This is a genomic window from Streptomyces sp. NPDC093568 (genome assembly GCF_044764945.1).
In the GTDB taxonomy this organism is placed as follows: Bacteria; Actinomycetota; Actinomycetes; order Streptomycetales; family Streptomycetaceae; genus Streptomyces.
In genome coordinates this window covers 72,815-94,579 of sequence record NZ_JBIWJD010000012.1, presented here as the reverse complement: position 1 = coordinate 94,579, position 21,765 = coordinate 72,815, and the positions used below count along the sequence as shown (strand labels likewise).

The 21,765-nt window shown below is 70.2% G+C and carries 15 protein-coding genes, 1 tRNA gene and 5 pseudogenes; 7 read left to right on the top strand and 14 right to left on the bottom strand.

Annotated elements, in window-relative coordinates; genetic code table 11:
- Positions 1–157 precede the first annotated feature (157 nt).
- Positions 158–1,264, bottom strand: a complete 1,107-nt coding sequence (locus tag ACIRD7_RS35845; RefSeq protein WP_403460025.1) for a DUF2786 domain-containing protein — start codon at positions 1,262–1,264, stop codon at positions 158–160.
- An 87-nt stretch (positions 1,265–1,351) separates the two neighbouring features.
- On the opposite strand from ACIRD7_RS35845, the gene ACIRD7_RS35840 reads away from it, so the two are divergent.
- Positions 1,352–2,128: a Clp protease N-terminal domain-containing protein gene (locus tag ACIRD7_RS35840; RefSeq protein ID WP_403460024.1), complete on the top strand. Its 777-nt coding sequence runs from the start codon at positions 1,352–1,354 to the stop codon at positions 2,126–2,128.
- Between the two features lie 34 nt (positions 2,129–2,162).
- On the top strand, positions 2,163–3,857 hold the full coding sequence (locus tag ACIRD7_RS35835) for a bifunctional 3'-5' exonuclease/DNA polymerase (RefSeq protein ID WP_403460023.1): 1,695 nt from the start codon (positions 2,163–2,165) through the stop codon (positions 3,855–3,857).
- Between the two features lie 317 nt (positions 3,858–4,174).
- On the opposite strand, the gene ACIRD7_RS35830 is transcribed toward ACIRD7_RS35835, so the two are convergent.
- The 3 genes from ACIRD7_RS35830 to ACIRD7_RS35820 form a co-directional block, all read right to left on the bottom strand.
- Positions 4,175–5,068, bottom strand: coding sequence for a glycosyltransferase family 2 protein (locus ACIRD7_RS35830; RefSeq protein WP_403460022.1), 894 nt, complete (start codon positions 5,066–5,068; stop codon positions 4,175–4,177).
- 227 nt (positions 5,069–5,295) lie between these two features.
- A complete protein-coding gene (locus ACIRD7_RS35825) occupies positions 5,296–5,697 on the bottom strand; it encodes a DUF3052 domain-containing protein (RefSeq protein WP_403460021.1) in 402 nt (133 codons plus the stop codon).
- A gap of 130 nt (positions 5,698–5,827) precedes the next feature.
- A complete protein-coding gene (locus ACIRD7_RS35820; RefSeq protein ID WP_403460019.1) occupies positions 5,828–7,231 on the bottom strand; it encodes a Tat pathway signal sequence domain protein in 1,404 nt (467 codons plus the stop codon).
- A 601-nt stretch (positions 7,232–7,832) separates the two neighbouring features.
- Here ACIRD7_RS35820 and ACIRD7_RS35815 point away from each other — a divergent pair.
- The 3 genes and pseudogenes from ACIRD7_RS35815 to ACIRD7_RS35805 form a co-directional block, all read left to right on the top strand.
- Complete coding sequence (locus ACIRD7_RS35815; protein WP_403460018.1) at positions 7,833–8,057, top strand: hypothetical protein; 225 nt, start codon at positions 7,833–7,835, stop codon at positions 8,055–8,057.
- Positions 8,058–8,251: 194 nt separating this feature from the next.
- Positions 8,252–8,530, top strand: coding sequence for a hypothetical protein (locus ACIRD7_RS35810; RefSeq protein WP_403460017.1), 279 nt, complete (start codon positions 8,252–8,254; stop codon positions 8,528–8,530).
- Positions 8,527–8,757 (top strand): annotated as a pseudogene (locus tag ACIRD7_RS35805) (DNA-binding protein); the annotation flags it as partial. The gene ACIRD7_RS35810 and the pseudogene ACIRD7_RS35805, both read left to right, overlap by 4 nt.
- A gap of 52 nt (positions 8,758–8,809) precedes the next feature.
- On the opposite strand, the gene ACIRD7_RS35800 reads toward ACIRD7_RS35805, so the two are convergent.
- From ACIRD7_RS35800 to ACIRD7_RS35790, 3 genes and pseudogenes are all read right to left on the bottom strand, one after another.
- A complete protein-coding gene (locus ACIRD7_RS35800; protein ID WP_403460016.1) occupies positions 8,810–9,136 on the bottom strand; it encodes a DUF6233 domain-containing protein in 327 nt (108 codons plus the stop codon).
- Positions 9,137–9,475: 339 nt separating this feature from the next.
- Positions 9,476–9,727: pseudogene (locus ACIRD7_RS35795) on the bottom strand (YdcF family protein); the annotation flags it as partial.
- A 93-nt stretch (positions 9,728–9,820) separates the two neighbouring features.
- A pseudogene (locus tag ACIRD7_RS35790) lies at positions 9,821–9,880 on the bottom strand (hypothetical protein); the annotation flags it as partial.
- Between ACIRD7_RS35790 and ACIRD7_RS35785 the strand changes: the two are divergent.
- Positions 9,871–10,358: pseudogene (locus ACIRD7_RS35785) on the top strand (tyrosine-type recombinase/integrase); the annotation flags it as partial. The pseudogenes ACIRD7_RS35790 and ACIRD7_RS35785 overlap by 10 nt on opposite strands.
- A 476-nt stretch (positions 10,359–10,834) precedes the next feature.
- On the opposite strand, the pseudogene ACIRD7_RS35780 reads toward ACIRD7_RS35785, so the two are convergent.
- Positions 10,835–11,047, bottom strand: a pseudogene (locus tag ACIRD7_RS35780) (hypothetical protein); the annotation flags it as partial.
- A gap of 334 nt (positions 11,048–11,381) precedes the next feature.
- Here ACIRD7_RS35780 and ACIRD7_RS35775 point away from each other — a divergent pair.
- The gene (locus ACIRD7_RS35775) at positions 11,382–12,782 is read left to right on the top strand and encodes a hypothetical protein (protein ID WP_403460015.1); all 1,401 of its coding nucleotides are present in this window, start codon (positions 11,382–11,384) and stop codon (positions 12,780–12,782) included.
- 197 nt (positions 12,783–12,979) lie between these two features.
- On the opposite strand, the gene ACIRD7_RS35770 is transcribed toward ACIRD7_RS35775, so the two are convergent.
- The 6 genes from ACIRD7_RS35770 to ACIRD7_RS35745 all read right to left on the bottom strand — a co-directional run bounded on the left by ACIRD7_RS35770 (position 12,980) and on the right by ACIRD7_RS35745 (position 21,584).
- Positions 12,980–13,690 carry a hypothetical protein gene (locus ACIRD7_RS35770; RefSeq protein ID WP_403460013.1) on the bottom strand — a complete coding sequence of 237 codons (711 nt, stop codon included), beginning with the start codon at positions 13,688–13,690 and terminating at the stop codon, positions 12,980–12,982.
- A gap of 84 nt (positions 13,691–13,774) precedes the next feature.
- Positions 13,775–15,883, bottom strand: coding sequence for a hypothetical protein (locus ACIRD7_RS35765; protein ID WP_403460012.1), 2,109 nt, complete (start codon positions 15,881–15,883; stop codon positions 13,775–13,777).
- A gap of 278 nt (positions 15,884–16,161) precedes the next feature.
- Positions 16,162–17,646 carry an ATP-binding protein gene (locus ACIRD7_RS35760; protein ID WP_403460011.1) on the bottom strand — a complete coding sequence of 495 codons (1,485 nt, stop codon included), beginning with the start codon at positions 17,644–17,646 and terminating at the stop codon, positions 16,162–16,164.
- Positions 17,647–18,326: 680 nt separating this feature from the next.
- Positions 18,327–18,400, bottom strand: a tRNA-Thr gene (locus tag ACIRD7_RS35755).
- A gap of 183 nt (positions 18,401–18,583) precedes the next feature.
- Complete coding sequence (locus ACIRD7_RS35750) at positions 18,584–20,212, bottom strand: alpha/beta hydrolase (protein WP_403460010.1); 1,629 nt, start codon at positions 20,210–20,212, stop codon at positions 18,584–18,586.
- A gap of 166 nt (positions 20,213–20,378) precedes the next feature.
- A complete protein-coding gene (locus ACIRD7_RS35745; RefSeq protein ID WP_403460009.1) occupies positions 20,379–21,584 on the bottom strand; it encodes a DNA polymerase III subunit delta' in 1,206 nt (401 codons plus the stop codon).
- Positions 21,585–21,765: the final 181 nt, after the last annotated feature.

Genomic DNA, 21,765 nt, shown 5'->3' with positions numbered 1-21,765 from the left:
CAGCGGTCCGGCGACTGAGTCCGACCGGCGAGGCCAGCGCTCCGACGACTGACGCCGACCAGCGAGGCCAGCGCTCCGACGACTGACGCCGACCAGCGAGGCCAGCGCTCCGACGACTGACGCCGACCAGCGAGGCCGGCGGTCCGGCTGCTGACGTTCAGCGCAGCGGCCGACGGGGTGCCACCTGGGCCCGGTCGGCCGCCTCGGCGCCCTCCACCCAGCCCGCCTCGTCGCTGACACCGCGCAGCCGGGTCGTGGTGGTCTGCGGGAACATGTGGTCCAGGCGTGCGGTGACCGCGACCTCGCGCGAGGCGAGGACCGGAAGCAGGTCGTCGGACACCTGCGTCCGCGCCGCCTCGTCCAGCCGGCCGCCGATGCGGTGGGCGTAGGCCGCCAGGAACGACTGCCGGAAGGTCTTGGTGCGCTTGCGACCGCCCGCGCGCTGCGCCGCCTCCGCCTTCGTCATCGCCGTCTGCGCCTGCACGAGCAGCGAGGTGTAGAGCAGCTCGACCACCTCCAGGTCGGCCTCGAAGCCGACGACCGTGGAGAACCCGAACGGTTCGTTCCACACGGCACGGCAGTGGTTGGCGCCTGCCACCGCGTCCAGCAGGACCGCCTTCGCCTGCTCGTACGGCGGCTCCACCCCGATCCTGCAGGCGCCGGGCGCGTCCTTCGCGGCGGGCGTGCGGGAGGCGAGCAGGGCCTCGTCGATGCTGTGCCGGGCCATCAGCTCCTGCGCCTTGGCGCTGAGCGCCTCCGCCTCCTGCGGGAACCCGGTCGCCTCCGCCTTCGCCAGCAGCGCGCGGATCCGCGTGAGCATGCGCGACTCGGGCCGGGAGCCCTTGGCCGCCGGCTCCTCCAGGGGTTCCAGGGCGGGCAGGCGCAGCAGGAGGCGGTACAGCTCCAGGACGGCGGTGGCGTGCGAGAAGCGGTCGGCGCGGGGCGGCGCCCCGGTGGGCAGGTCGTCGAGCTGCGCCTGCCAGCGGGGGCCGCGGGGGCGGTCGTTCGGCGTCTGCGCGCGGATCAGCGCCGAGAGCAGTCGTACGTGTACGTCGTCCAGGTCGCGCCGCACCAGCCGTACGACATCCGCCGGCTGCCAGCCGCGCCGCCAGGCCGCCGCCACGAACTCCTCGCCGCGCCGGGAGAGTTCGGCGTCCGCGCCTGGGTCGGCGGCGAGCAGGGAGGCGCCGGTGTCGAGCGCGGTGTGCTCGGTGTCGTAGAGGGCGGCCTCGAAGGCGCGGTCGACGGTGCTCGGCGTGGTCACCCAGGGATCGTAGATCGGTGTCGAACATCGCCGCAGAATGTCAACCTCGGGTTGACACTCCCATGACTGTCAACCTACGGTTGACACATGTCGACGAACCCGACCATCACGTCATCCGTACGTCTCGACGAACTCATCGCGGCCATCAAGAAGGTCCACGACGAACCCCTCGACCAGCTCCAGGACGCGGTGATCGCCGGCGATCACCTCGGCGAAGTGGCCGACCACCTGATCGGTCACTTCGTGGACCAGGCCCGGCGATCGGGCGCCTCCTGGACCGACATCGGCAAGAGCATGGGCGTCACCCGGCAGGCCGCGCAGAAGCGGTTCGTGCCGAAGGAGTCCATCGACCTCGACCCCCAGCAGGGCTTCGGCCGCTACACGCCACGCGCCCGGGGCGCGGTGGTGGCCGCCCACAACGAGTCCATCGCGGCCCGCAACTCCGAGGGCCGGCCGGAGCACCTGGTCCTCGGCCTGCTCGCCGACCCCGACGGCCTGGCCGCGAAGGCGATCACGGCCCAGGGCGTACTCCTGGACTCCGTACGCCAGGCCGCCACCGCGGCGCTGCCGCCCGCCGTCGACGAGGTGCCCGAACTCGTCCCCTACGGCTCCGACGCCAAGAAGGTGCTGGAGCTGACCTTCCGCGAGGCCCTGCGCCTCGGCCACAACTACATCGGCACCGAGCACATCCTGCTGGCCCTGCTGGAGTTCGAGAACGGCACCGGCGTCCTGTCCGGCCTCGGCCTCACCAAGCAGGCGGTGGAGGACTACGTCGTCGAACTGCTCTCGCAGTTCCTGCAGAGCGGTGAGCGGACCAGCAAGGAGTCCCGCGAGCAGAACAAGGCGGGCGAGGCGCGGGGCTGAGCCCGTTGTCAGACCCGGGTGCCACACTCGCAGCATGACCGACCGGTGGGCGCTCGCCCCGGCCGAGGACGGTGGCGTGGAGATCGCCCCCCTCGGCCCGGACGGGCTGCTCGCCGGGCCGGTGCGCCGGGAGCCGGACGCCGCCGAGGCCGTGCGGAGGCGGCCGGAGGTCGCGCGCTGGGTGTGGCGGTCCACCGCCGAGATCTATCCGCGACTGCTCGCCACGGGGGTGCGAGTGGAGCGGTGCTACGACATCGAGGACGCCGAGACCCTCCTGCTCGGCCACGAGGGGCGGTCCGGCGAGCCCAGGTCGGCCGCCGCCGCCCTCGCCCGGCTGCGCGGCGGCGCCGTGCCGCCCGACCCGCCGCAGCGCTCGGCCGAACCGGGCTCGCAGTCCTCGCTGTTCGAGCCACAGGCACTCCATGTCCCGCTCACCGACCTGGTCGAGGTGTACACCGAGCAGCAGCGCCGGCACGACCGGACCGCGCACCCGGAGCGGATGCGGCTGCTGACGGCGGCCGAGTCGGCGGGGATGCTCGTCGCCGCCGAGATGAACCGGTCCGGGCTGCCCTGGAGCGCCGAGGTCCACCGCCGGGTGCTGCACGAACTGCTGGGCGAGCGGTACGCCGGCGGCGGGGAGCCGCGGCGGCTGGCCGACGAGGTGTCCGCGGCCTTCGGCCGCCGGGTGCGGCCCGATCTGCCCGCGGACGTCATCAAGGCCTTCGCGCAGGCCGGGATCAAGATCAGATCGACCCGTCGCTGGGAGATCGAGTCCCTCGACCACCCGGCCGTGAAACCGCTGGTCGAGTACAAGAAGCTCTACCGGATCTGGGTGGCCCACGGCTGGTCCTGGCTCCAGGACTGGGTGCGGGAGGGCCGGTTCAGACCCGAGTTCATCGCGGGCGGGACCGTCACCGGGCGCTGGGTGACCAACGGCGGGGGCGGGCTGCAGATCCCGAAGGTCATCCGGCGTGCCGTGGTCGCCGACCCCGGCTGGCGGCTGGTGGTGGCCGACGCCGACCAGATGGAGCCGCGCGTGCTCGCCGCGATCTCGCGCGACCCCGGGCTGATGGAGGTGGCCGGACGGGAGACCGACCTGTACCAGTCCGTCTCCGACCGGGCCTTCTCCGGGGATCGCGCCCAGGCCAAGCTCGCGGTGCTGGGTGCCGTCTACGGCCAGACCTCCGGCGACGGACTCAAGAACCTCGCCGCGCTCAGACGCCGGTTCCCCAAGGCGGTGGCCTACGTCGACGAGGCGGCGCGGGCGGGCGAGGAGGGGCGGCTGGTGCGGACGTGGCTGGGGCGGACCTGTCCGCCGGCCGCCGGAGCGACGGACGACATCGCCGAGGAGGCCGGAATCCCGGTCGCGGACACCGGGGACGAGCCGGCCGAGGGCGCCGGTGCCCAGGAATGGGGCCGCGGTTACGCCTCCACCAACGCCCGTGCGCGGGGCCGCTTCGCCCGTAACTTCGTCGTGCAGGGCAGCGCCGCCGACTGGGCACTGCTGCTGCTCGCCGCGCTGCGGCAGACCTGCGCGGGGATGTCGGCCGAGCTGGTCTTCTTCCAGCACGACGAGGTCATCGTGCACTGTCCGCTGGAGGAGGCCGAAGCGGTGGTGACGGCGATCCGGGAGGCGGCGGAACTGGCGGGACGGCTGACGTTCGGTCAGACACCGGTGAGATTCCCGTTCACCACGGCGGTGGTGGAGTGCTATGCGGACGCGAAGTGATCGACGCGTGTATCGACGCGGGTATCGGCCCGCGTAGCGACGCGTGGATCGAACCGCGTAGCGACGCGTGGATCGACCCGCGTAGCGACGCGTGGATCGACCCGTGTATCGACGCGTGTCGCGAAACACATTTGGCCAGATGTTGGCGTTCTCTTGGCATGGCTTAATCTGATCAGCACATCGGATCCGGCCCGACGGCGCGCGCGTGGAACGCGCAGCTCGGGGGAGCGTCGCCGCCGCGGCCGGATCCGGGGACGCATGGGTCCCGGTCGGCGGAGGTGAACGACCGGGACCCGCGTCCCGCTCCGCCCCACCGGTCAGACCACCGGCGGCCGCCCCAGCCGGCACAGCCGCAACACCGTGCGCCAGCGCATCGGCCGCCGCTCACCGGCCGGTTCCCGCAGCCCCTCCCTGAAGCCGCCGAACCAGGCACGCAGACCGCCGAACGACCGGGTCCGGGCGAGGGTGAGCAGCACCCAGATGCCCAGATGGACCGGGATCAGCGGCAACGGCAGCCGACGGCGGGTCAGCCAGACGCGGTTGCGGGCGTTGACCCGGAAGTAGATGGCGTGCCGGGCGGGCGAGGTCTTCGGGTGCTGGAGGAGCAGTTCGGGCGCGTAGAGAATGCGCCAGCCCGCGTCGATCGCCCGCCACGCGAGGTCCGTCTCCTCGTGTGCGAAGAAGAACTTGGCGGGCCAGTCCCCGGTCTCGGCCAGCATCGCCGTCCGCAGCGCGTGCCCGCCGCCGAGGAAGCCGGTGACGTAACCGCCCTTGAACGGATCGGACTTGCCGACCCGCGGCACGTGCCGCTGCTGGGTCTCGCCGTGCTCGTCGGCGATGCGGAAACCGACGATGCCGAGCCGGTCGTCGGCGGCGTACAGGTCCCGTACCCGGCGCAGCACATCGGCGTCGACGAGCAACCCGTCGTCGTCCAACTCGACCACGACGTCGATGTCCCCGAACTCACGCAGCCGCTCCAGAGCCACATTGCGTCCACCCGGACAGCCCAGGTTCTCGTCCATCTCGATCGGCGTGAACTCGCCGGGCAGCCCCAGCCGCTCCGCGAACTCGGGCAGCGGGCAGCCGTTGCCGACGACGACGATCCGGTCGGGGGCGAGGTCCTGCTTTGCCACGGACTCCAGCAGCGCGTCGACCTCGGCGGGACGGTTGCCCATGGTCACCACGGCGACGGCGATCCTCAGCTCCGTCATACCCGCCCCCTCACCTCGTCCCGGCTGCGATTACCGGCGAGATGCTAGTCGTTCACGGGTACGACGTCTAAAGTTCGCCAATCTGCGGGGCGTTCGGTGGGGCTGGTGTGGGGGTTCGGTGGGCGGGCCGGGGGCTGCGGACTGAGGGTGGCGGATTGCGTACGGCGGGCTGTCTGCTGAGGGCGACGGACTTCGTACGGCGGGCTGCCTGCAACGTACGGGCGAACCTACCTACGGCGGTGCTCCCGACGCCGTACGAACTTCAGCCCCGACCAGTCCTCCCCCAGCGCCGCCACCTTCACGTCGACGACCCCGAGGGGGAGGAAGAGGTCGCGCAGGGCGTTCTCGGTGATGTCGCTGGTGTGGCCGGCGGCGCGTCGGGGCCAGGCGATCCACAGCATGGCGTCGTCGGCGAGGTCGCCGACCAGCCCTGGCCCTTCGGCGACGAGATCCCCGTACGCCCGATAGAACGCGACGGCGACGTCTGCCCCGCGCGGCCCCCCTTCGGCCACCTCGCATCCCGTCGGCAGCCCAGGGATGTCCCACTGATCCGGCGCATGAAGGAGCCGCAGCCGATGGCCCGGCTTGATGCCGATCTTCTGGGCGAGCGGCGTACCGGAGTCACTCATCACGGCCGCCTCCGTACACGGAAATCCAACGCATCCGCTCCCGATTGTCCCGCGGAGCGCACGCGGGACTACCCTCGCCGCGCCGCAACCACAACCACGCAGACGAGGGCGCCGCCGGACTCCGCGCCCGTCAGGCGCGCAGCGGGTTGTGACGCGCGGCCGCCATCAGGTACCAGGCGGTCGCCCCCACATGCCGGTACGGGTAGTACCCGAACCCGAACCCGGTGTCGAGAGGACTGCTCGCGGACACGACCCCCACCCCCTCGGGCAGCGCCCGCCCACCGACGGTCTGCCCGCCGCCGAGCCGCTCCTGGGCCCGTTCGAGGGAGTCCATCAGCCGCCGGGCCCGCGCCTCGTCAGCGCGGCCGCCCCGCTCCCGCAGCGCGAGCGCGAGATGCGCGGTCCCCTCGAACCACACGCCGTTCCTGTCAGGCTTGGGCTGGGAGTCGGCGATCGGTGCGTCCTCGTTCGCGAGGAGACTGGCGGAACTGAAGGTGACACCTTCGTACGACTGCCCCGCCGGAACCGTGCTGTTGCGCCGCCCGGCGTGGTCGAGCACGGCCAGCTCTCGCGCGGCCCAGTCGAGCGAACGGGCATGGGCGCGGGAGTCGAGGGCGAGGTGGGTCCAGGTCTGGGTGTCCTCGGGGATGGGCGACTTGTTGACGGTCACGCCGTCGTTGGTGCCGGTGTAGAAGAACCCGCCGTCCGCCTCCCACATCCGCAGCACGAAGTCCCGCGCACGGACACGCCGTTGCGTCCACACCCCGTCCCGCGTGAGCCGGGCGAGCCGCCCGAAGAGACAGACGAGGTCGGTGTTGTGCTCGGTGGAGGTGAAGGGCAGCCGCTGGTTGCCCCCGTCGACGCCGAACTTGTAGCCCCCGAGGGGTTCGTCCGTACGCCCGTTCCGCTCGATCCACTCCCCGATCCGCACAGCGCCACGGAGAAACCGCCGCTCCCCCGTCCGCCGCGCCAGCGCAGTGAGCGCGATCCCGGCCCAGGCCATGTCCCCCACGGCCGTACCCGTGAACCCGAACTGCGTCCCCACATTGACGGCCCCGTCCGCCCGCACGAACCCGTCCGGCTGCCGCGAGCCGTCATAGAAGGTGTACGGCCCCACGTTGTAGGCCTGCCGGAGCCGACCGTCGTCGTAGCCCGGGTCATGCGCCTGCGCGTACAACAACGCGTCCCCGAGAACGACCGCCCGCTCCCGTCCGCCGGCGGTGCGGGCAGCGAGGAGGGCGAGGATCGCGAGGGCGTTGTCGTAGGTGAAGGCGGTACTGAAGAGACCGGCCTGGTCGGTGTAGCTCTGGGCGAGGCGGGTGGGGCCGTGGTCGGGGTAGGCGTCCATGGCTGCGGCGAGGAAGGTGTGGGCACGGTGGGGGGCGGAGCTCCGCCCTGGAGCGGCGTACGCGGTTCCGGCCCCGCCGAGGGCGACGGCACCGAGCCCGAGCCCGAGGCCGGCGCCGATGAATGTGCGGCGACCGAGAGCCGGACCTTGCCCGCCGATGCCGTTCGCGCCGGTCGTACCGTTCATGGGTCTCCCTCATCGGGCCTTGAGAGCGCTCTCATGGATGCGGGGTCATTCTGCTGGTGCGGGTGTCGTGGGTCAACAGGCCTGTTTTGTTGCGCAGTTGACGCCGACGAACCATTCACCGTCCGATGCAGGACCGAGTTGTCCCGAGTGCTCATCAGGTGATCACCAGAAAGGGACGGCCTTGCTCATGCAGTACGCCACACGCCTCGCAACGACTCTGACCGCTACTGGAGCCCTCTTACTCACCGGGGGGACAGACGTACGCGCCGGCGCCATCGGCTCGACTCCAGTGCGCACGTTCGAGTACAGCGCGGGAGGCGTGACCATGAGGTTCCGACCGGCTGCATGTTCACCCACATCGTCCGGGGTAGCGGCAAGAGGATCACGTACCAGAACGCCGGGGTCGACTGCGGTCGACTGCGGTCGACTGCGCTTTCGTCGGGGCGCTCAGCAGCGGCTTCTGCAACTGGCGCATCGATTTCACCTATGCCGACACGACCAACCGGACCTACCGCACGTCACGCGGCAAGACACACAGCGAGTGCAAGATCCACCCGATGCGGAACAACGCTCCCCAGACGTTGCCTCGTTATGGCAAGGCGTGCGCCCACCTCCTTGTCAACGGAGTGCGCAGGATCCTCGACGCCGTCGCGCCGGGGTCGCCGCATTCCTCGCGGGCCTCTTCGCCACGCTGGCCTTCTTCGCCTTCTTCCCCGGCCTGCCACACGTCATCGACTGGGGGGCGATCCTCGTCTCCCTGGCCGTGGGCGGGCTCGCCCACTGGGGCTGTCTGTCCTGGATGAGGCGGACCACCACGAAGAAGTAGTCGGACACCCCCAGGCCGAGCGTCGACCTGGGGGATTGCCGAGTCGGGTCGTGATGACCAGGCCGGTGCGCCCACTTGGCGAATAAGTCCGGCTCAGGTTCAACCTGGTTCAACAGATCGCCGATCCCATTCGCACCCGGCGGCACCGGAAGCGCGCGTCGCCGAATAACAACAGTTTTGTCAATGTGGGCTCCATGACCGCCACCCCCGACCCTGCTCCCGGCGAAGGTCCCGTCCGCCCGGTCTCCGTCTCTCTCCACGAAGGCACCATCGCGGCACTCAAAGCACGCACCGGCAAGCGCGGCATGTCCGCATATGTCGAAGCCCTTATCCAGCGCCAACTGGAGCGCGACCGACTGCGCGAACTCATCGAGGACGCCGAAGCAGAGCACGGCCCCGTCGACCAGGCAGCGGTCGAGACCAAGCGAGCGCTCCTGCGCGGCGACATGGCCGTCTCGGCGGACACCGCGTGATCGGCACCCTCGTTCTGGACCGCGAAGGCCTGTCCAAGCTCGTACGCCGCACACCCGATCTCACCGAATGGCTCGCCGCCGCCGAGGCCGAGGACATCCGCGTCATCGCCAGCTCCGTCACCCTCGTTGAAGCCCACGACCCCAAGACCAACCAGGCCCGCTTCGACTACGCCGTCTCGCGCCTCAACATCGTCCCTCCCACCGAATCCATCGCCCGCCACGCGAGCAGCACAGTGCGGCGTCAGATGTTCAGCTGCTCCATACGTCAAGCCCGCCGCCTTACTCCTTCGCCAGACCGAGGAGCTTGTCAGGTCGGCAGCGCTGGCAGGGGTGTTGGAAGGAAGCGTCCTTCAGCAGCGCGTACTGGGCCTTGGTGGCATCGAGGGTGGTGACTGGCTGCTGGATATGGGCGCAGTCGGCGGCATGGATGGTGACCCCTACAGGCTTGCCTGCGCGCCGGTCCTGCTCGCTGACGTAGCCGTCCGTGGCCCGCACCTGCTGCGCGACCTGCTCGATCTTCCGCCGGGTACCTCGCAGCTGCCAGTCGAGCCACTCCTCAAGGACGCGCAATTTGGCAAGGCGCTCGGACGGCGAGAGGTCGGACATGCGTTCGATTCTAGAGCCAGGATGCCACGCCGGCATCCCCGATGCCCACCTCACTCTCGCCGACGAGTAGGCGGGCACCGTGTTGACGAGCGGGCCAAACGCCCCATGCCGCTCCGCCATCCTGGGGATCATGAGCCGCCATGCCTACCTGAATCGCGTGCGCTCCCTACGGGCCTGCGGCGGATCGACCGCCATTACGGCGACACCGAGAGCTGGGCATCCGCCCGCCCGCGACCGTCCACGCGGCCCAAGTTGGGGCTACTGGCCGCACCTGGACCCGGTGAGTACCGGATCTCCACCCGACCTTGATCTTTCGTGAGTGCCGCGCCCGCACCGCACACGTGCACGTGGCTCCAGGAGGAAGTGGACAGCCTCACCGCGCGGCATGCGCAACTTGGTTGTAGGGCTCGTGGCCCCCGTGAAGACGGTGACCGGCACCATGCCCTGGTGGTACAGCTCCGCAGTCACGTCAGCCACACCAAGGTCGTGACTGCCGAGACCCACGACCACGGAACAGGGCCGTGGGTCATGGTGCATGAAGTGGTACTCCCACAGGAGTCGAGCATCTGCCCATGCCTGTGCCGAGATCATCCCTGCCCCTTGTCCTGCGCCGAGTCGGAAAGCCACCGTGCCATCTGCCGTGTACGTGGTCCGGTGCAGCTCGACTACGGGCTCACCGACCGGGAGCTGTAGGAGCTGCACTACGCCCGCCGTCGGGATGCGGGCGAACAAGGCCTCTGTCATGTGGTCGATCTCGTATCCGGCGTCATAGAGGCCCGCCGAACTGCACGACGCACAAGAGCCACAAGCGCGGGTGCCCCAAGTCGTGCCCAAAGGACTGCACTCGGCACGCCAGTGCCTGCCCCGAGCGCAAGAACGGCGGAGGCGGGACGCTGCCGGCGAAGCGTGGGAGGAACGTAGGGCGGTCTTCAACCGGCCGGACGGCCGTCCACTCGATCCCCGGCAGGACTGGGAGGAGTTCAAGGAGTTGCTGGCGGAAGCCGGGATCGACGATCGCCGCCTGTACGACGGTAGCCGTCACACCGCCGGCACGATCCTGAACGAGCTGGGTGTGGACATGCCCACGATCATGGAGATCCTCCGGCATACCCAGATCAGCCAGACCCGACGGTACGTGAAGGGACGATCGCACCGTTCGACTAGAACGGAGACTACGGACAGCCGCACGGCTCGCGCCCGTTGCCGCCGCCGCGTGCGCTGAACGAAAAAGCCCAGCTCAGAGCTATTCTGAGCTGGGCTTCGGTGGAGCCGCCTTCGGGATTCGAACCCGAGACCTACGCATTACGAGGGCGTGAGAGATCGTGACGAGCTGTGCCACGCGATCGCATCAGATCCAGTTTTCGCAGATCAAGGCACTGATCGCGGTCCGGCTGCTCGTACGCCGTGTTGCACCGTCCACAGGCGTCCGCGCTCTCCTTGCGCTCCCCACCCCTTCGGCAAGGCGATGAACCGGCCAGCAAGCACGGTGCGACACCATCGTCGCACGGCTTGTCGAAATCCCACACACGAGACCGATCACCATCATCCGTGGCCTTCCCGCCCACATGCCTCACGCCGACGAGCACAGCGGCACACACAGCAGCAACAGCAACAGCTCGACGAAAGACGGCCTCCTTCCGCCTCGGGCGTGACAGCCGTCGGCTCATCGACGCCTGCGGGCTCCGGTACGTCAATGTGGAGCAGCTTGAGCAAGTCAGCGGTGACAACCCGGTATGCATTGCCAAGCCGCAGGACCGTGCACGGATACCGACCACGCTTGGCCAGGTCATACCCCGTAGTACGACTGAGGGACAGCGCACGATTCGCCGTCTCCAAGTCCACAGCCGCGGGCAGCGCCAGCAGTTCCTCACGCGTCAGCCCACGGGATGCGTCGTCAAGCTTGGTGATCACAGATGATCCGTACCCCGCGGGGCATCAGCCACCTGCCGTTCCGGGCCACAAAGCCACAGAATCCGCCAGCAGTGTGACGCCGGGTCAGCGGCGGCCTCCGGCTCGCTGCGGCTCAGCACAGCTCTGTCCAACCACCTTGGCGCCCGATGTCAGTGCACTGACGTACGCTGGCTTTCCGCACGGCCCGGACCGCCGGTAGCACCGGAGGCACCAGCCGCAGCTCACCTACTTCCCCGTCCGGGAGTGCGTCAGTACCGCGCTCACCAGCGGAAATCTCCTTCTCGCTTGCGCATCCGCAAGGTTGCGCACCCAACGCGTTCCCGGAGTCTCCCGCATGCCTACCGAGCCCGAACTCACTCCAGTCGTCGACTTCCTGTGCGAGCACAGCCCCAGCAAGAGCCGCGTCATGGCCCTGATCGGTCCCTACCACGGCGCTCGTTCCCTCACCGCAGTGTTCACCTGCAAGGACAAGCACCACGCCCACCAAGCGGTCCAGCTGCTGCGCCGCGCACTGGCCTCCCGCGACACCGCCGTTGTCATGGAAGACCTGGACACTCTGGCCACGGCGCTGCCCGACGCCCCCGCCAGCTCCTTGCGCGCGGCGACGGCCCACGCAGCCTCAGGAGCATGGCCCGCCCCCGCAGGCACGACGTTCTGCCCACCTGACGAAGACCTCGGAGAGGACGAGGACACGCAAGTCGACGAGGCACCCACCGCACCGGAGTCAGAAACGCCTGACGGCGCGCGGCTGAAGGAGCTGCCGGGCAAGGTCGTACGCATTACTCATCTGCGCGAGTTCCACATCACCGACGAGGACGCGCTCATACGCGCGGCCATCGACGACGGCTGGGAGCCGCTGCCCGCGTCCGAGTTGGACGCGGACGATCCTCGCGATCTGGTCGGCGCCGTGATGACCCTGACCGAGAGCGGCAGTTGGATCATCGGTGCCGATACCCTGGAAGACCAGAGCGAGGCAGGACTGCTGCGCGCCGAGCAGGGTGACGAGCTCACCGACTGGAGCCCCGTCCCGGTAACAACCCATTTCCACCACGGGTGGCGGCTGCGCCGTGCGGTCCCCGACACGTCGGCCGACGAGGAGCAGCCCGACCTGGTCGCGCTCTTCCCGGTCAAGGAGTGTTCCTGCGGCGACGAGGACTGCGAGAACTGCGGCTGGCAACTCACCCCGCGCACCGCCGACCTGCTCCTGACCGCGTTGAGCGTTCTGGCCGACCAGGCCTACGACGACGCCGACGAACTACGGGACCAGCCCGTGACCAAGCAACAGCCCGGCGACTGGGAGCTGTTCACACGCCTGCCCTCCCTCACCTGGTCCGCCGACCGGAACTGGCGCCGCCGAATGGCACGAGCCTTCGACGACCTGACCGACGACCTGGAACACGGTCGATGGCCCCAACCCTCGTGTACCGCCGAGGAGATGGCCCTGCACCTGGCGATCGAGGACGCGCCCGGCTACCTGGACGACATCGACACCCGCGACACCGCACACGGCACCCTGCCCGAACACCGCGACGACTACGACTGGGACGCCTGCTCCGACTTGTTCTTCCAGGACCACGACGTCCTCATGCTCTTCGACGCGCGCCTCGACGGCATCGAGGACCCGGACGGCGACGTGAACCAGCGCCTCGGCATGGGAGACCTGCGCACCGCCGCCTGGTTTGAGCCATTCGGATACCCGGAAGCCCGGGACCCAGGGCGCGGCTTCCGACGCTGACCGCAGCTCTCGTGGCCGCTGCTCCGCCGCTTTTCGGCGAAGCAGCGGCCACCGCACTTCTGCAGCGCGCTCGGCACCTCGGCGGCATGGGAGGCGCATCCTCAACCAGGCGCTCAGAGGACCGCTCGAGCCCGGTGGACCGTCGGCTCACGGCGTCGGGGCCACCCCGCCCGCCTTGGCCGGGGGCCGGGGCCGCCCTACCCATCGCCACCGAACGGGAGCCATGGACGACAGCCCTCTTCGGCCAGCCAGGCGCGGGCCCGTCCGAGCCCTCGTTCATCGCTGAGCCGGTGGAACCGGCGCCAGGCGCGCTCGTCACGGGCGAGGACATCCTTGAAGCGCCGAAAGGCGCCTCGGCCGCGGATGGCGGTCCACAGCCCATCGGCGAGGGCGGTGTCACCGAGCATTTCGATGAACAGCTCCATGTCCTCGTAACCGTCCCGGGAACCCAGCGCCGGCACGGACAGCCACCGGTCGGGAGCGTCCGCCTCCTCGAACCCGGTCTCCAGCTCATCGGCGATGGCCGGCTGGCACTCCCCGGTGGACAGATCGAGCCGACCACCAGACTCGACCGGGTCGCCCTCCAGCAGCATGGCGAGCATCTCCAGATCGACCGAGAGCGGACGAAGGGTGGGATTCACCACGTGCCCCACAGACCCGCGCAACACGTCATCCAGTTCCTCATCGCCCCGGAAACCGCGCTCCCGCAATGCTCCGAAGAACGTGGCAGCCATCTTCGCGGCACCCGGCAGACCCAGAGCAGCGGTACCTGCCACACCGTCACCGGCCAGTTGCAGCACCTCGCTCACGGGTCCGCGGCGCAGCGCGGCAAGCAACGCCTTCCCGTCCGCCCCGTGCAGCGCGCCGCGCACGGCCCGCAGCCCGTCCTCGTCCCATCCCTCGACCATGGCCCAGACGCTAACGCGCGTCACCGAGTCGTAGAACCGGCCGACGGACCGGGCGGTCGCCCGGTGCCGATCGGTGTCACCCTGTCACCGGCGCCGCTTGCGCCCGCCCCTGCCCGTAGAACGCCCACGGCCGCGGACGCCGCGGTGACGAACTGCGGACGTACGCCAGGCCCTGGCCGCGAGGTGCCGGAGTTCCTCAAGCCCGGCCCGGTCCGGGTGCCCGGAGTCCAGCGCGGCGGCGACCGCGTCCCTGGCCTCGGCGCCCTGGGCGCGCAGTGCCTCCTCGCCGCAGCCCGCACCGCCCGCCAGCTCCAGGAGCTGGAGCAGGCTCTCGGCGAGCACCAGCAGATGCTCGGCGTCGGTCATGTCCTCGGGGGACAACAGTTCACGGTGCGCCAGTGCGCTCAGCGCGAGCGGAGCCAGTACGGCGTCACCGCGCAGCGCACGCAGCAGCCGCTCGCCCTCACCGTCGGGCCACGCCACCGCCAGCACGTCGAGCATCGCCTGTGCCCGCGTGCGGAAGGATGCACCTGCCATGGCTCGTACGGCGTCGGTCAGTTGCCGCAGTGCGGCATCCCGCTCCCCGCGGGCCGAAATCCAGCCGGCCAGTTCCGCGCGTGCGGCATCCGGGCCGTAGTCCTCGGCCAGCACCCCCAGCAGACCGGCCGCCGGTACCTGGACCAGCTCACCGACCAGCGGTGCGTCCCGGCCGGCCGCCAGCAGCCGCCGCCGTACGGCCCGGGTGCCCAGTTCGGTGAGGCGGATGAGTTCGACGGGCCCTGCGGTCAGTTCCTCACGCAGGCGGCGGTCACGCTCCCGCGCCTGAGCCGGATCCGCTGCCGCCCCCACGGCCCCCAGCAGCTCCGCGAGTTCCTGCGGCATGCCCGCAGGCAGTTCAGGTCCGGAATCCTCTGGATCGAAGAGATCGGCCTCCAGGAACACCGGATCGGCCATCCCCTGTTCCCGCTCGACCGCGCCCAGGTCCACCAGCACGTCGAGCACCGAACGCAGGTCCCGGTCGGCGTGCTCGAACCACATCCGGTGTCGGAGGTCCGAGCCGCCGTCCAGTTGGAAGCGGGCCCGGTAGCCCAGGTGGACAGAGTCGCGCAGCCGCGGCCAGGGCATCGGGTACGGCAGGCTGTAGAGCGTGTTCAGTACGTCCTCGAGCATCTCGCCATAGAGGTCGAAGAGCATCGACTCGACGGGCCGGCCGCTGGGCGCCCCGATCAAGGCCTGCCGCAGTTCGAAGAGTGCGTCGAAGGCGCGCGACCAGAGCTGAAGCGGGTCGGCCAGCACCGGCCTGGCCTTGGCCACCGCGTACAACCGGCCCTTGGCGACCCGGACCAGCCGCGCCTTCTTCGCCCACTCCACGAGCAGTCCCAGCCGCGGCAGGTCGGCCGAGGAACGCACCCCCTCGGTCCTGTCCCCGGTGCCCAGCACGCCCACCAACTCGCGGGCGTCGGCCATCCGCAGTCGCCCCGCGGCCGTCACCACCCGCCCCTCGCGCCCCGCCCACTCCGCAAGCCCCCGCAACTGCGCCACAGTCGTCGACGCCTCGGCCCGTAGCCGCAGTTCACCGTCCGGAGGGAGCACCACCGGCAGCTGCGGCTCGGCCCGAGCTCCGTCGGCCAACACACGGCCGTTCAACCGCCGATCCATGATCGCGTCAAGAGCTCGCTGATCGTAAGCGACCTCCCCGCGCTGAGCGCGGTCCGCGAACCGCTGCAACGCCGCCCCGTCCATGACGTCCACGCCCTGCTCGGCAGCGGTCACCGCCCAGAACTTCGCCAGGCCCCAGCGAGTACGGTCCACCATCGCCGCCGGATACCGCTCCTCGGCCGCGTCCACCGCGCCGAGGGATTCACCGATCGCGGGACCGCGAGGGTCCGCCAACTGCACGGCATGCAGAAAGCGCAGGAGGGTGCGCAACGTGCCCGGACCGTCGCCGCGTTCCTCTCCGGGAAGCTCGGTGACCTGCTGGGGGAGCCAGGACAGCAGCAGTTCCTCCACATGCCGTGGCTCCCACAGCCCCAGCCGACCGTCGGCGGTCGCCCGGTGCCGGTAGTCCAGCGCCGCCTCGGCCATGAACGCGTCCACCGGAGTCCCTTGCTCCCCGGCCCACCGGACCAGCCGGTCGAGCAACAGTCCACACGCCGCCTCGAACTCGTCCTCGGCTCCGGCTTCGCACCGCATCCGCATGAAATCCGCCCCGCCTGTCCGCAGCCTTGCTCGCCTCGCCTCGCCACGCTACCGCCGAATCGCGACGTACCACTCTCGGCCGAGGATCCGGCGCCCACCACCGACATGTCGTGGTGGCGGCCCGCGCTCACCCTGACCGTCCGACGACGGATCGCGCATGGTCGTACGAGCCCTCGCCTTACCTGTCCGAAGAGCCCGGACTCCTCATACGGTCCGCATACGGGTCCACCGGCCGGTTCGGACGACCGGTCCCCCGCGCCGCAGATCGAGAGTCATTCGCCGTGGTAGAGGCGGAGCAGGTCGATCAGGTGGATCGTGGGGTCGTTCTTCGCGAGGTGAGTCAGTTCATCGGTGAAGCCGGTACCGCTGAAGCAGTAGAGCCTCGTTGCCTCGGTAGCCGTGCCGCTCCTGGTCAGGAGGGAGCGGATATGCCGGAGGCGTTCCAGGTGGCCGGCTCCCATCACGTCGCTCCACTTCGCTTCGCCGATGGCGAGCAGCACCTGACGGCCGTCGTGGGTCTCACCGTGGACGGCGACATCGACTTCGTGGCTGGTCCGGGCGGCGGGGTCGTTGACGGTGCCGCCGGCGACCCGTGTGGCGTGTCCGCCGTGGGTGTCGGGTGCCGCATGCCAGCGGGCCCATTCCCGGCAGACCTGCTCGAAGTGCGGACCGACGACTTTGCTGCGGAAGGTGGACTGGGTTCGGCGCCATACGTCGGGCGCCCGCCCGGGGCGTTCCAGATCGCCCCAGGCCGGGCGCATGACCGCGTGGTAGAAGGTGACGAGCGGTTCGGCGATGCGGTAGGCGGAGCGGTTGCGGCGAAAGGCGTCGGCTTCGTGGGTGATCATGCCGACGTCCTGGAGAACGCTCAACGGGTGGGCGAGGTCGGTGGACTTGCGCCCCAGGTAGTCGGCGATGCCGCCACGAGCGGCGTTACCGGCGGCGATGGCTGCCAGGACCGAGTGATACAACGCGGTGTCGTGAAGTTCGGGCTCCTCGGCGAGAAGGTAGCGGGCCTCCCGGAAGAGCGGACGCGCCGGGTTGAGCACCGCACGCACGACCCAGGCATCGAAGTCGTCCGGCCCGGCAGGAGTGTCCCCCTGGGTGAACTCACGGCGGTAGGCGGGCGTACCCCCGACGATGGCATTGGTCAGCAACGCCGTGCGCGGGTCGTCGATCTGCCAGAACTCGGCCGCGAGCCGGAAGTCCAGGGTCGGGACCACGAGTTCGAGGCCGGCTCGGCCCCGCAGCGGAGCATTGCCGGACAGCAGCCGACCCATGAACGACAGCGCGGAACCGCACAACAGCAGACGCACCGGAGTGTTGCTGTGCTGGGCAGCGGGGTCGAGAGCGCGCTGGATGATCGAAGGCAGGGAGGGAGACGCCTTAGCGAGGAAGGGGAACTCGTCGATGACCGCCACGGCGGGACCACCCGCGTCGGCGATGCGCATGAGTTCCGCGACCGCCTCGTCCCAGTGCGCGAAACGGAACGGAGTCGGCTGCCCGCGATAACGGGCCAGTGCCTCACCGAACTGACGCAGGGCGTCGGCCTCGGTGGTCTCGGTGGCGGTGAACATGAAGCCACCACTGGCACGAGCGACGGCATCGAGCAGGAAGGTCTTGCCCTGCCGGCGACGACCGGAGACCACACCCAGCGTGGCTTGCGGGCCCGGCAGGGTGGCGAACCGGGTCAGCTCGGCCCATTCGAAGGCGCGGTCGAACATCTCGGCGGGCTTGTCCACAGCACCAGCTCCCATATATAGATGCAGTTATTATAGCTGCACTTATTTGCTGCACTGATCGACCAAACCGACTCCGGATCTCGCGAGGCGAACACCTGCTGCCGCCGACGCCAGCCAATGTGCCCATTGAAGGATTCCGGCTCGTTCCACAGCCCTTCCGGGTTCGTGCCGCTGGGCCGCCCTGGGCTCTTCCGGCCGGGTGAGGTTCGGGCGGGGGTGGACCACGTCAACGGAAGCGGCGGATCGCGCGCGGGCCGCAGAACCCCGAGAGCACGACGGCACATCTCGCGCGTACGGCATTGACACCCTCGCCCCCACCCCGGACGGCACCACCGGGTCGACGAAACCGACCGCGCCCGTCTTCCTCATCAGGATTGTGCGACATCGACAACCTGACCGGAGTCAGCACTTCCCGCTCGACCGACCGCCATCAACGCCGGCCGGTGCACTGCCGTTGCACCGATGCGCTCCCCTCCCGCACTCCATCGCCAACCAGAAGCGATCAGGAAGCGGCGAACTCTCGAAACCACAAGGTCAGAGGGGTATCCGCACGCACACCCCGGGGAACCACACCGCCACGAACCTCCGACCTACGCATTGCGCCTGCGCAGGTCAACCGCCGCAGTCCAGCCCGGACGACACAGCATGAATAACAGAAAACCCCAGGTCAGCGACCTGACCTGGGGTTCGAAAAGAGCCGCCTTCGGGATTCGAACCCGAGACCTACGCATTACGAGTGCGTTGCTCTGGCCATCTGAGCTAAGGCGGCGCGCTGTCCGCACTATGGTGCGATCAGCAACGTCGGTAAGTCTACACAGTTTCTGAGGTGCCCCGTACCAACCCCTGCCCGGCCCCCGCACGCCCCCGGCGAGGCTCCGCGCGCAGGTCCGACCGCCCCGGAGTCATGGGTTCCGGAGCGGCCGGAGTCATGACTTCAGGGCGGCCGGCACGGCTAGCCGCAGCGCTTGTCGCGGGTCGGTGGTGTGCCCCGGACGAGGTAGGCGTTGATCGCGTCGTCGATGCAGGTGCTGCCGCGGCCGTATGCCGTGTGGCCGTCACCGTCGTAGGTGAGGAGGCGCGACGAGGAGAGCTGGCGGGAGAGGGCCTGGGCCCAGCGGTAGGGGGTCGCCGGGTCGCGGGTGGTGCCGACCACGACGATCGGGGCCGCGCCCCGCGCCTCGATGCGGTGCGGCTCACCGGTGGGCGCCACCGGCCAGTACGCGCAGTTCAGGGTGGCCCAGGCGAGGCCCTCGCCGAAGACGGGGGACGCCTTCTCGAAGGTGGGGAGGGATCTGCGGACCTCCTCGGGGGTGGAGAAGGCCGGCGGGAGGTCCACGCAGTTCACGGCCGCGTTGGCGAACATCAGGTTCGAGTAGTTGCCGTCGGCTTCGCGCTCGTAGTAGCTGTCGGAAAGGGCGAGGAGTCCCGCCCCGTCCTTCTCCTGCATCGCCGAGGTCAGGGCGTCGCGCAGCTGCGGCCAGCTTCCCTCGTCGTACATCGCCGCGATCACGCCCGTGGTGGCGAGGGACTCGCCGAGTTCACGGCCGTCCTCGTCACCCGTCGGGACGGGCTGTGCGTCGAGCTTCTCGAAGAAGGCCTTGAGGTTGCGGCCGACCTCCCCGGCCTTCGTACCCAGCGGGCAGTCCGGCTGCCGCACGCAGTCCCTCGCGAACGCCCGGAACGCCGTCTCGAACCCCGCCGTCTGGTCGAGGTTCATCCGGCGGGCGGGCAGGGACGGGTCCATCGCGCCGTCCAGGACCATCCGGCCCACCCGGTCCGGGAAGAGCCCGGCGTACGTCGCCCCGAGGAAAGTGCCGTACGACGCACCCACGTACGTCAGCTTCTCGTCCCCCAGCACCGACCGCAGGACGTCCATGTCCCGGGCCGCCTCCGCGGTGGAGACGTGGCGCAGCAGACCGGGCGCGTCCCTTCCGCAGCCCTCGGCGAACCGCTTGTACGCGACGACCAGCTCGTCCGTCTCCTTGGCGTCGTCGGGCGTGAAGTCCGTCTGGGTGTACGCGTCCATCTCGCGTCCGTCCAGGCATTCGACGGGCTCACTGCGGGCGACTCCGCGCGGGTCGACCGCGACCATGTCGTAGTGGGCGCGCACGTCGGTCGGGTAGCCGATCCCCGCGTACTGCTGGAGGTAGCCGATCGCAGAACCGCCCGGCCCGCCCGGGTTCACGAGCAGCGATCCGAGCCGCTTGCCCGGTCCGGTCGCCTCCTTGCGGGCCACCGCGAGACGGGTGTCACCGGCTTCCGGCTTCTTGTAGTCGAGCGGCACGCGCATGGTGGTGCACTGGAAACCAGGCACCCCGCAGCTGCGCCAGGTCAGCTTCTGCCCGTAGTACGGCGAGAGCGCGGCCGGCGTCGACCGCGGCAGCGCGGCCAGCGCGGCCTCGGCCGCCGGGCTCCCCGCATGTGTCGCCCCGCCGGAGGAGCAGGCGGAGGCGAGCAGCGCGGCGACGGCGAGGAGGGTGCCGAACGTGCCCGCCCGCCGACGGGATCGACGGGGGTTGCGAGGGCCCGGCCCGCTCGGGCTCGGGTCAGGGCTGAGTGGAGAGCTGCGCCTGGTGTGCATCTGGCGAGCGTAACTCTGTGCAGTGGATTGAATGCCGTGCGTGCACGGTACGGCTCGTACGTGTTACATGGTCAACCTCCTGTTGATTGCTGGTGAGTACCCCACAGCACCGCCTCAGCGCCGGTGGCGGGTGGCGGGGGAGCCGAACCGCAGAGCCCCTGTTCGTTCAGCCCGCTCTGAGTGCCATGGTCATCGCCTCCACCGCCAGCAACGGCGCCACATTGCTCTCCAGGGCCTCGCGGCAGTCGGCGATGGCCTCGATGCGGCGCAGCGTGGACTCCGGGGAACTGTCGCGGGCGAGGCGCTCCAGTGCGTCCTCGGCGTCGGTGTTGGCGAGGGCGATGCGGGAGCCGAGCTGGAGGGCGAGGACGTCGCGGTAGAAGGCGGTGAGGTCGGTCAGGGCGAGGTCGAGGCTGTCGCGCTGTGTCCGCGTGCGGCGCCGCTTCTGTTTGTCCTCCAGGTCCTTCATCACGCCGGCGGTGCCGCGCGGCATCCGGCCGCCCTGAGCCGCGCCCAGCGCCGCCTTCAGCTCCTCGGTCTCCTTGGCGTCCATCTCCTCGGCGAGTTGCTTGGCGTCCTCGGACGCGGCGTCGACCAGTTCCTGGGCGGCCTTGAGGCAGCCGCCGATATCTCCGAGCCGCAGGGGCAGCTTGAGCACGGCTGCCCGGCGCTCGCGGGCCGCCGGGTCGGTGGCCAGGCGGCGGGCCCGGTCGACGTGGCCCTGGGTGGCACGGGCCGCGGCGGCGGCCACGTCGGGCTCGATGCCCTCCCTGCGTACGAGCATGTCGGCGATGGCGTCGACCGAGGGTGTGCTCAGGTTCAGGTGGCGGCAGCGGGAGCGGATGGTGGGCAGGACGTCCTCGATGGAGGGGGCGCAAAGCAGCCAGACCGTGCGGGGGGCGGGCTCCTCCACGGCCTTCAGGACGGCGTTGGCCGACTTCTCGTTCAGCCGCTCCGCGTCCTCGACGAGGATGATCTGCCAGCGGCCGTTCGCCGGGGACGTGAACGACTTGCGGACGGTGTCCCGCATGTCGTCGGCGAGGATCTGGGTGCCGACGGCAGCGACGGTGGTGACGTCGGCGTGCGTGCCCACCAGCGCCGTATGGCATCCGTCGCAGAAGCCGCAGCCTGGGGCGCCGCCGAGCGCCCGGTCGGGGCTGACGCACTGCAGCGCGGCGGCGAAGGCCCGTGCCGCCTGATTGCGGCCCGCTCCGGGCGGGCCCGTGAACAGCCAGGCGTGCGTCATCTTGGACGCCTCGGGCGGCGGGGCGTCGGTGGCAGCGGCGGTGACCAGGGCGTCGGCGTCCCGAGCGGCAGCGTCCAGCTGCTCGCTGACCCGCTCCTGCCCCACCAGGTCGTCCCATACGGTCATGGGTCCCGCCCGCCTTTCGTCACGCCTCGCGTTGTGAGATCCATTGTGCGGGGCGGCACTGACAACGAGGGCACCCGCAGGGGGAGGCCGGATCCGTGCGGCTGCGGGTCGGTGGGGCCGGTCGCACGGCTCCCCGCGCGATTGGGTGGGCCAGGTCACACGGGCCTGAAGCAGCCACGCG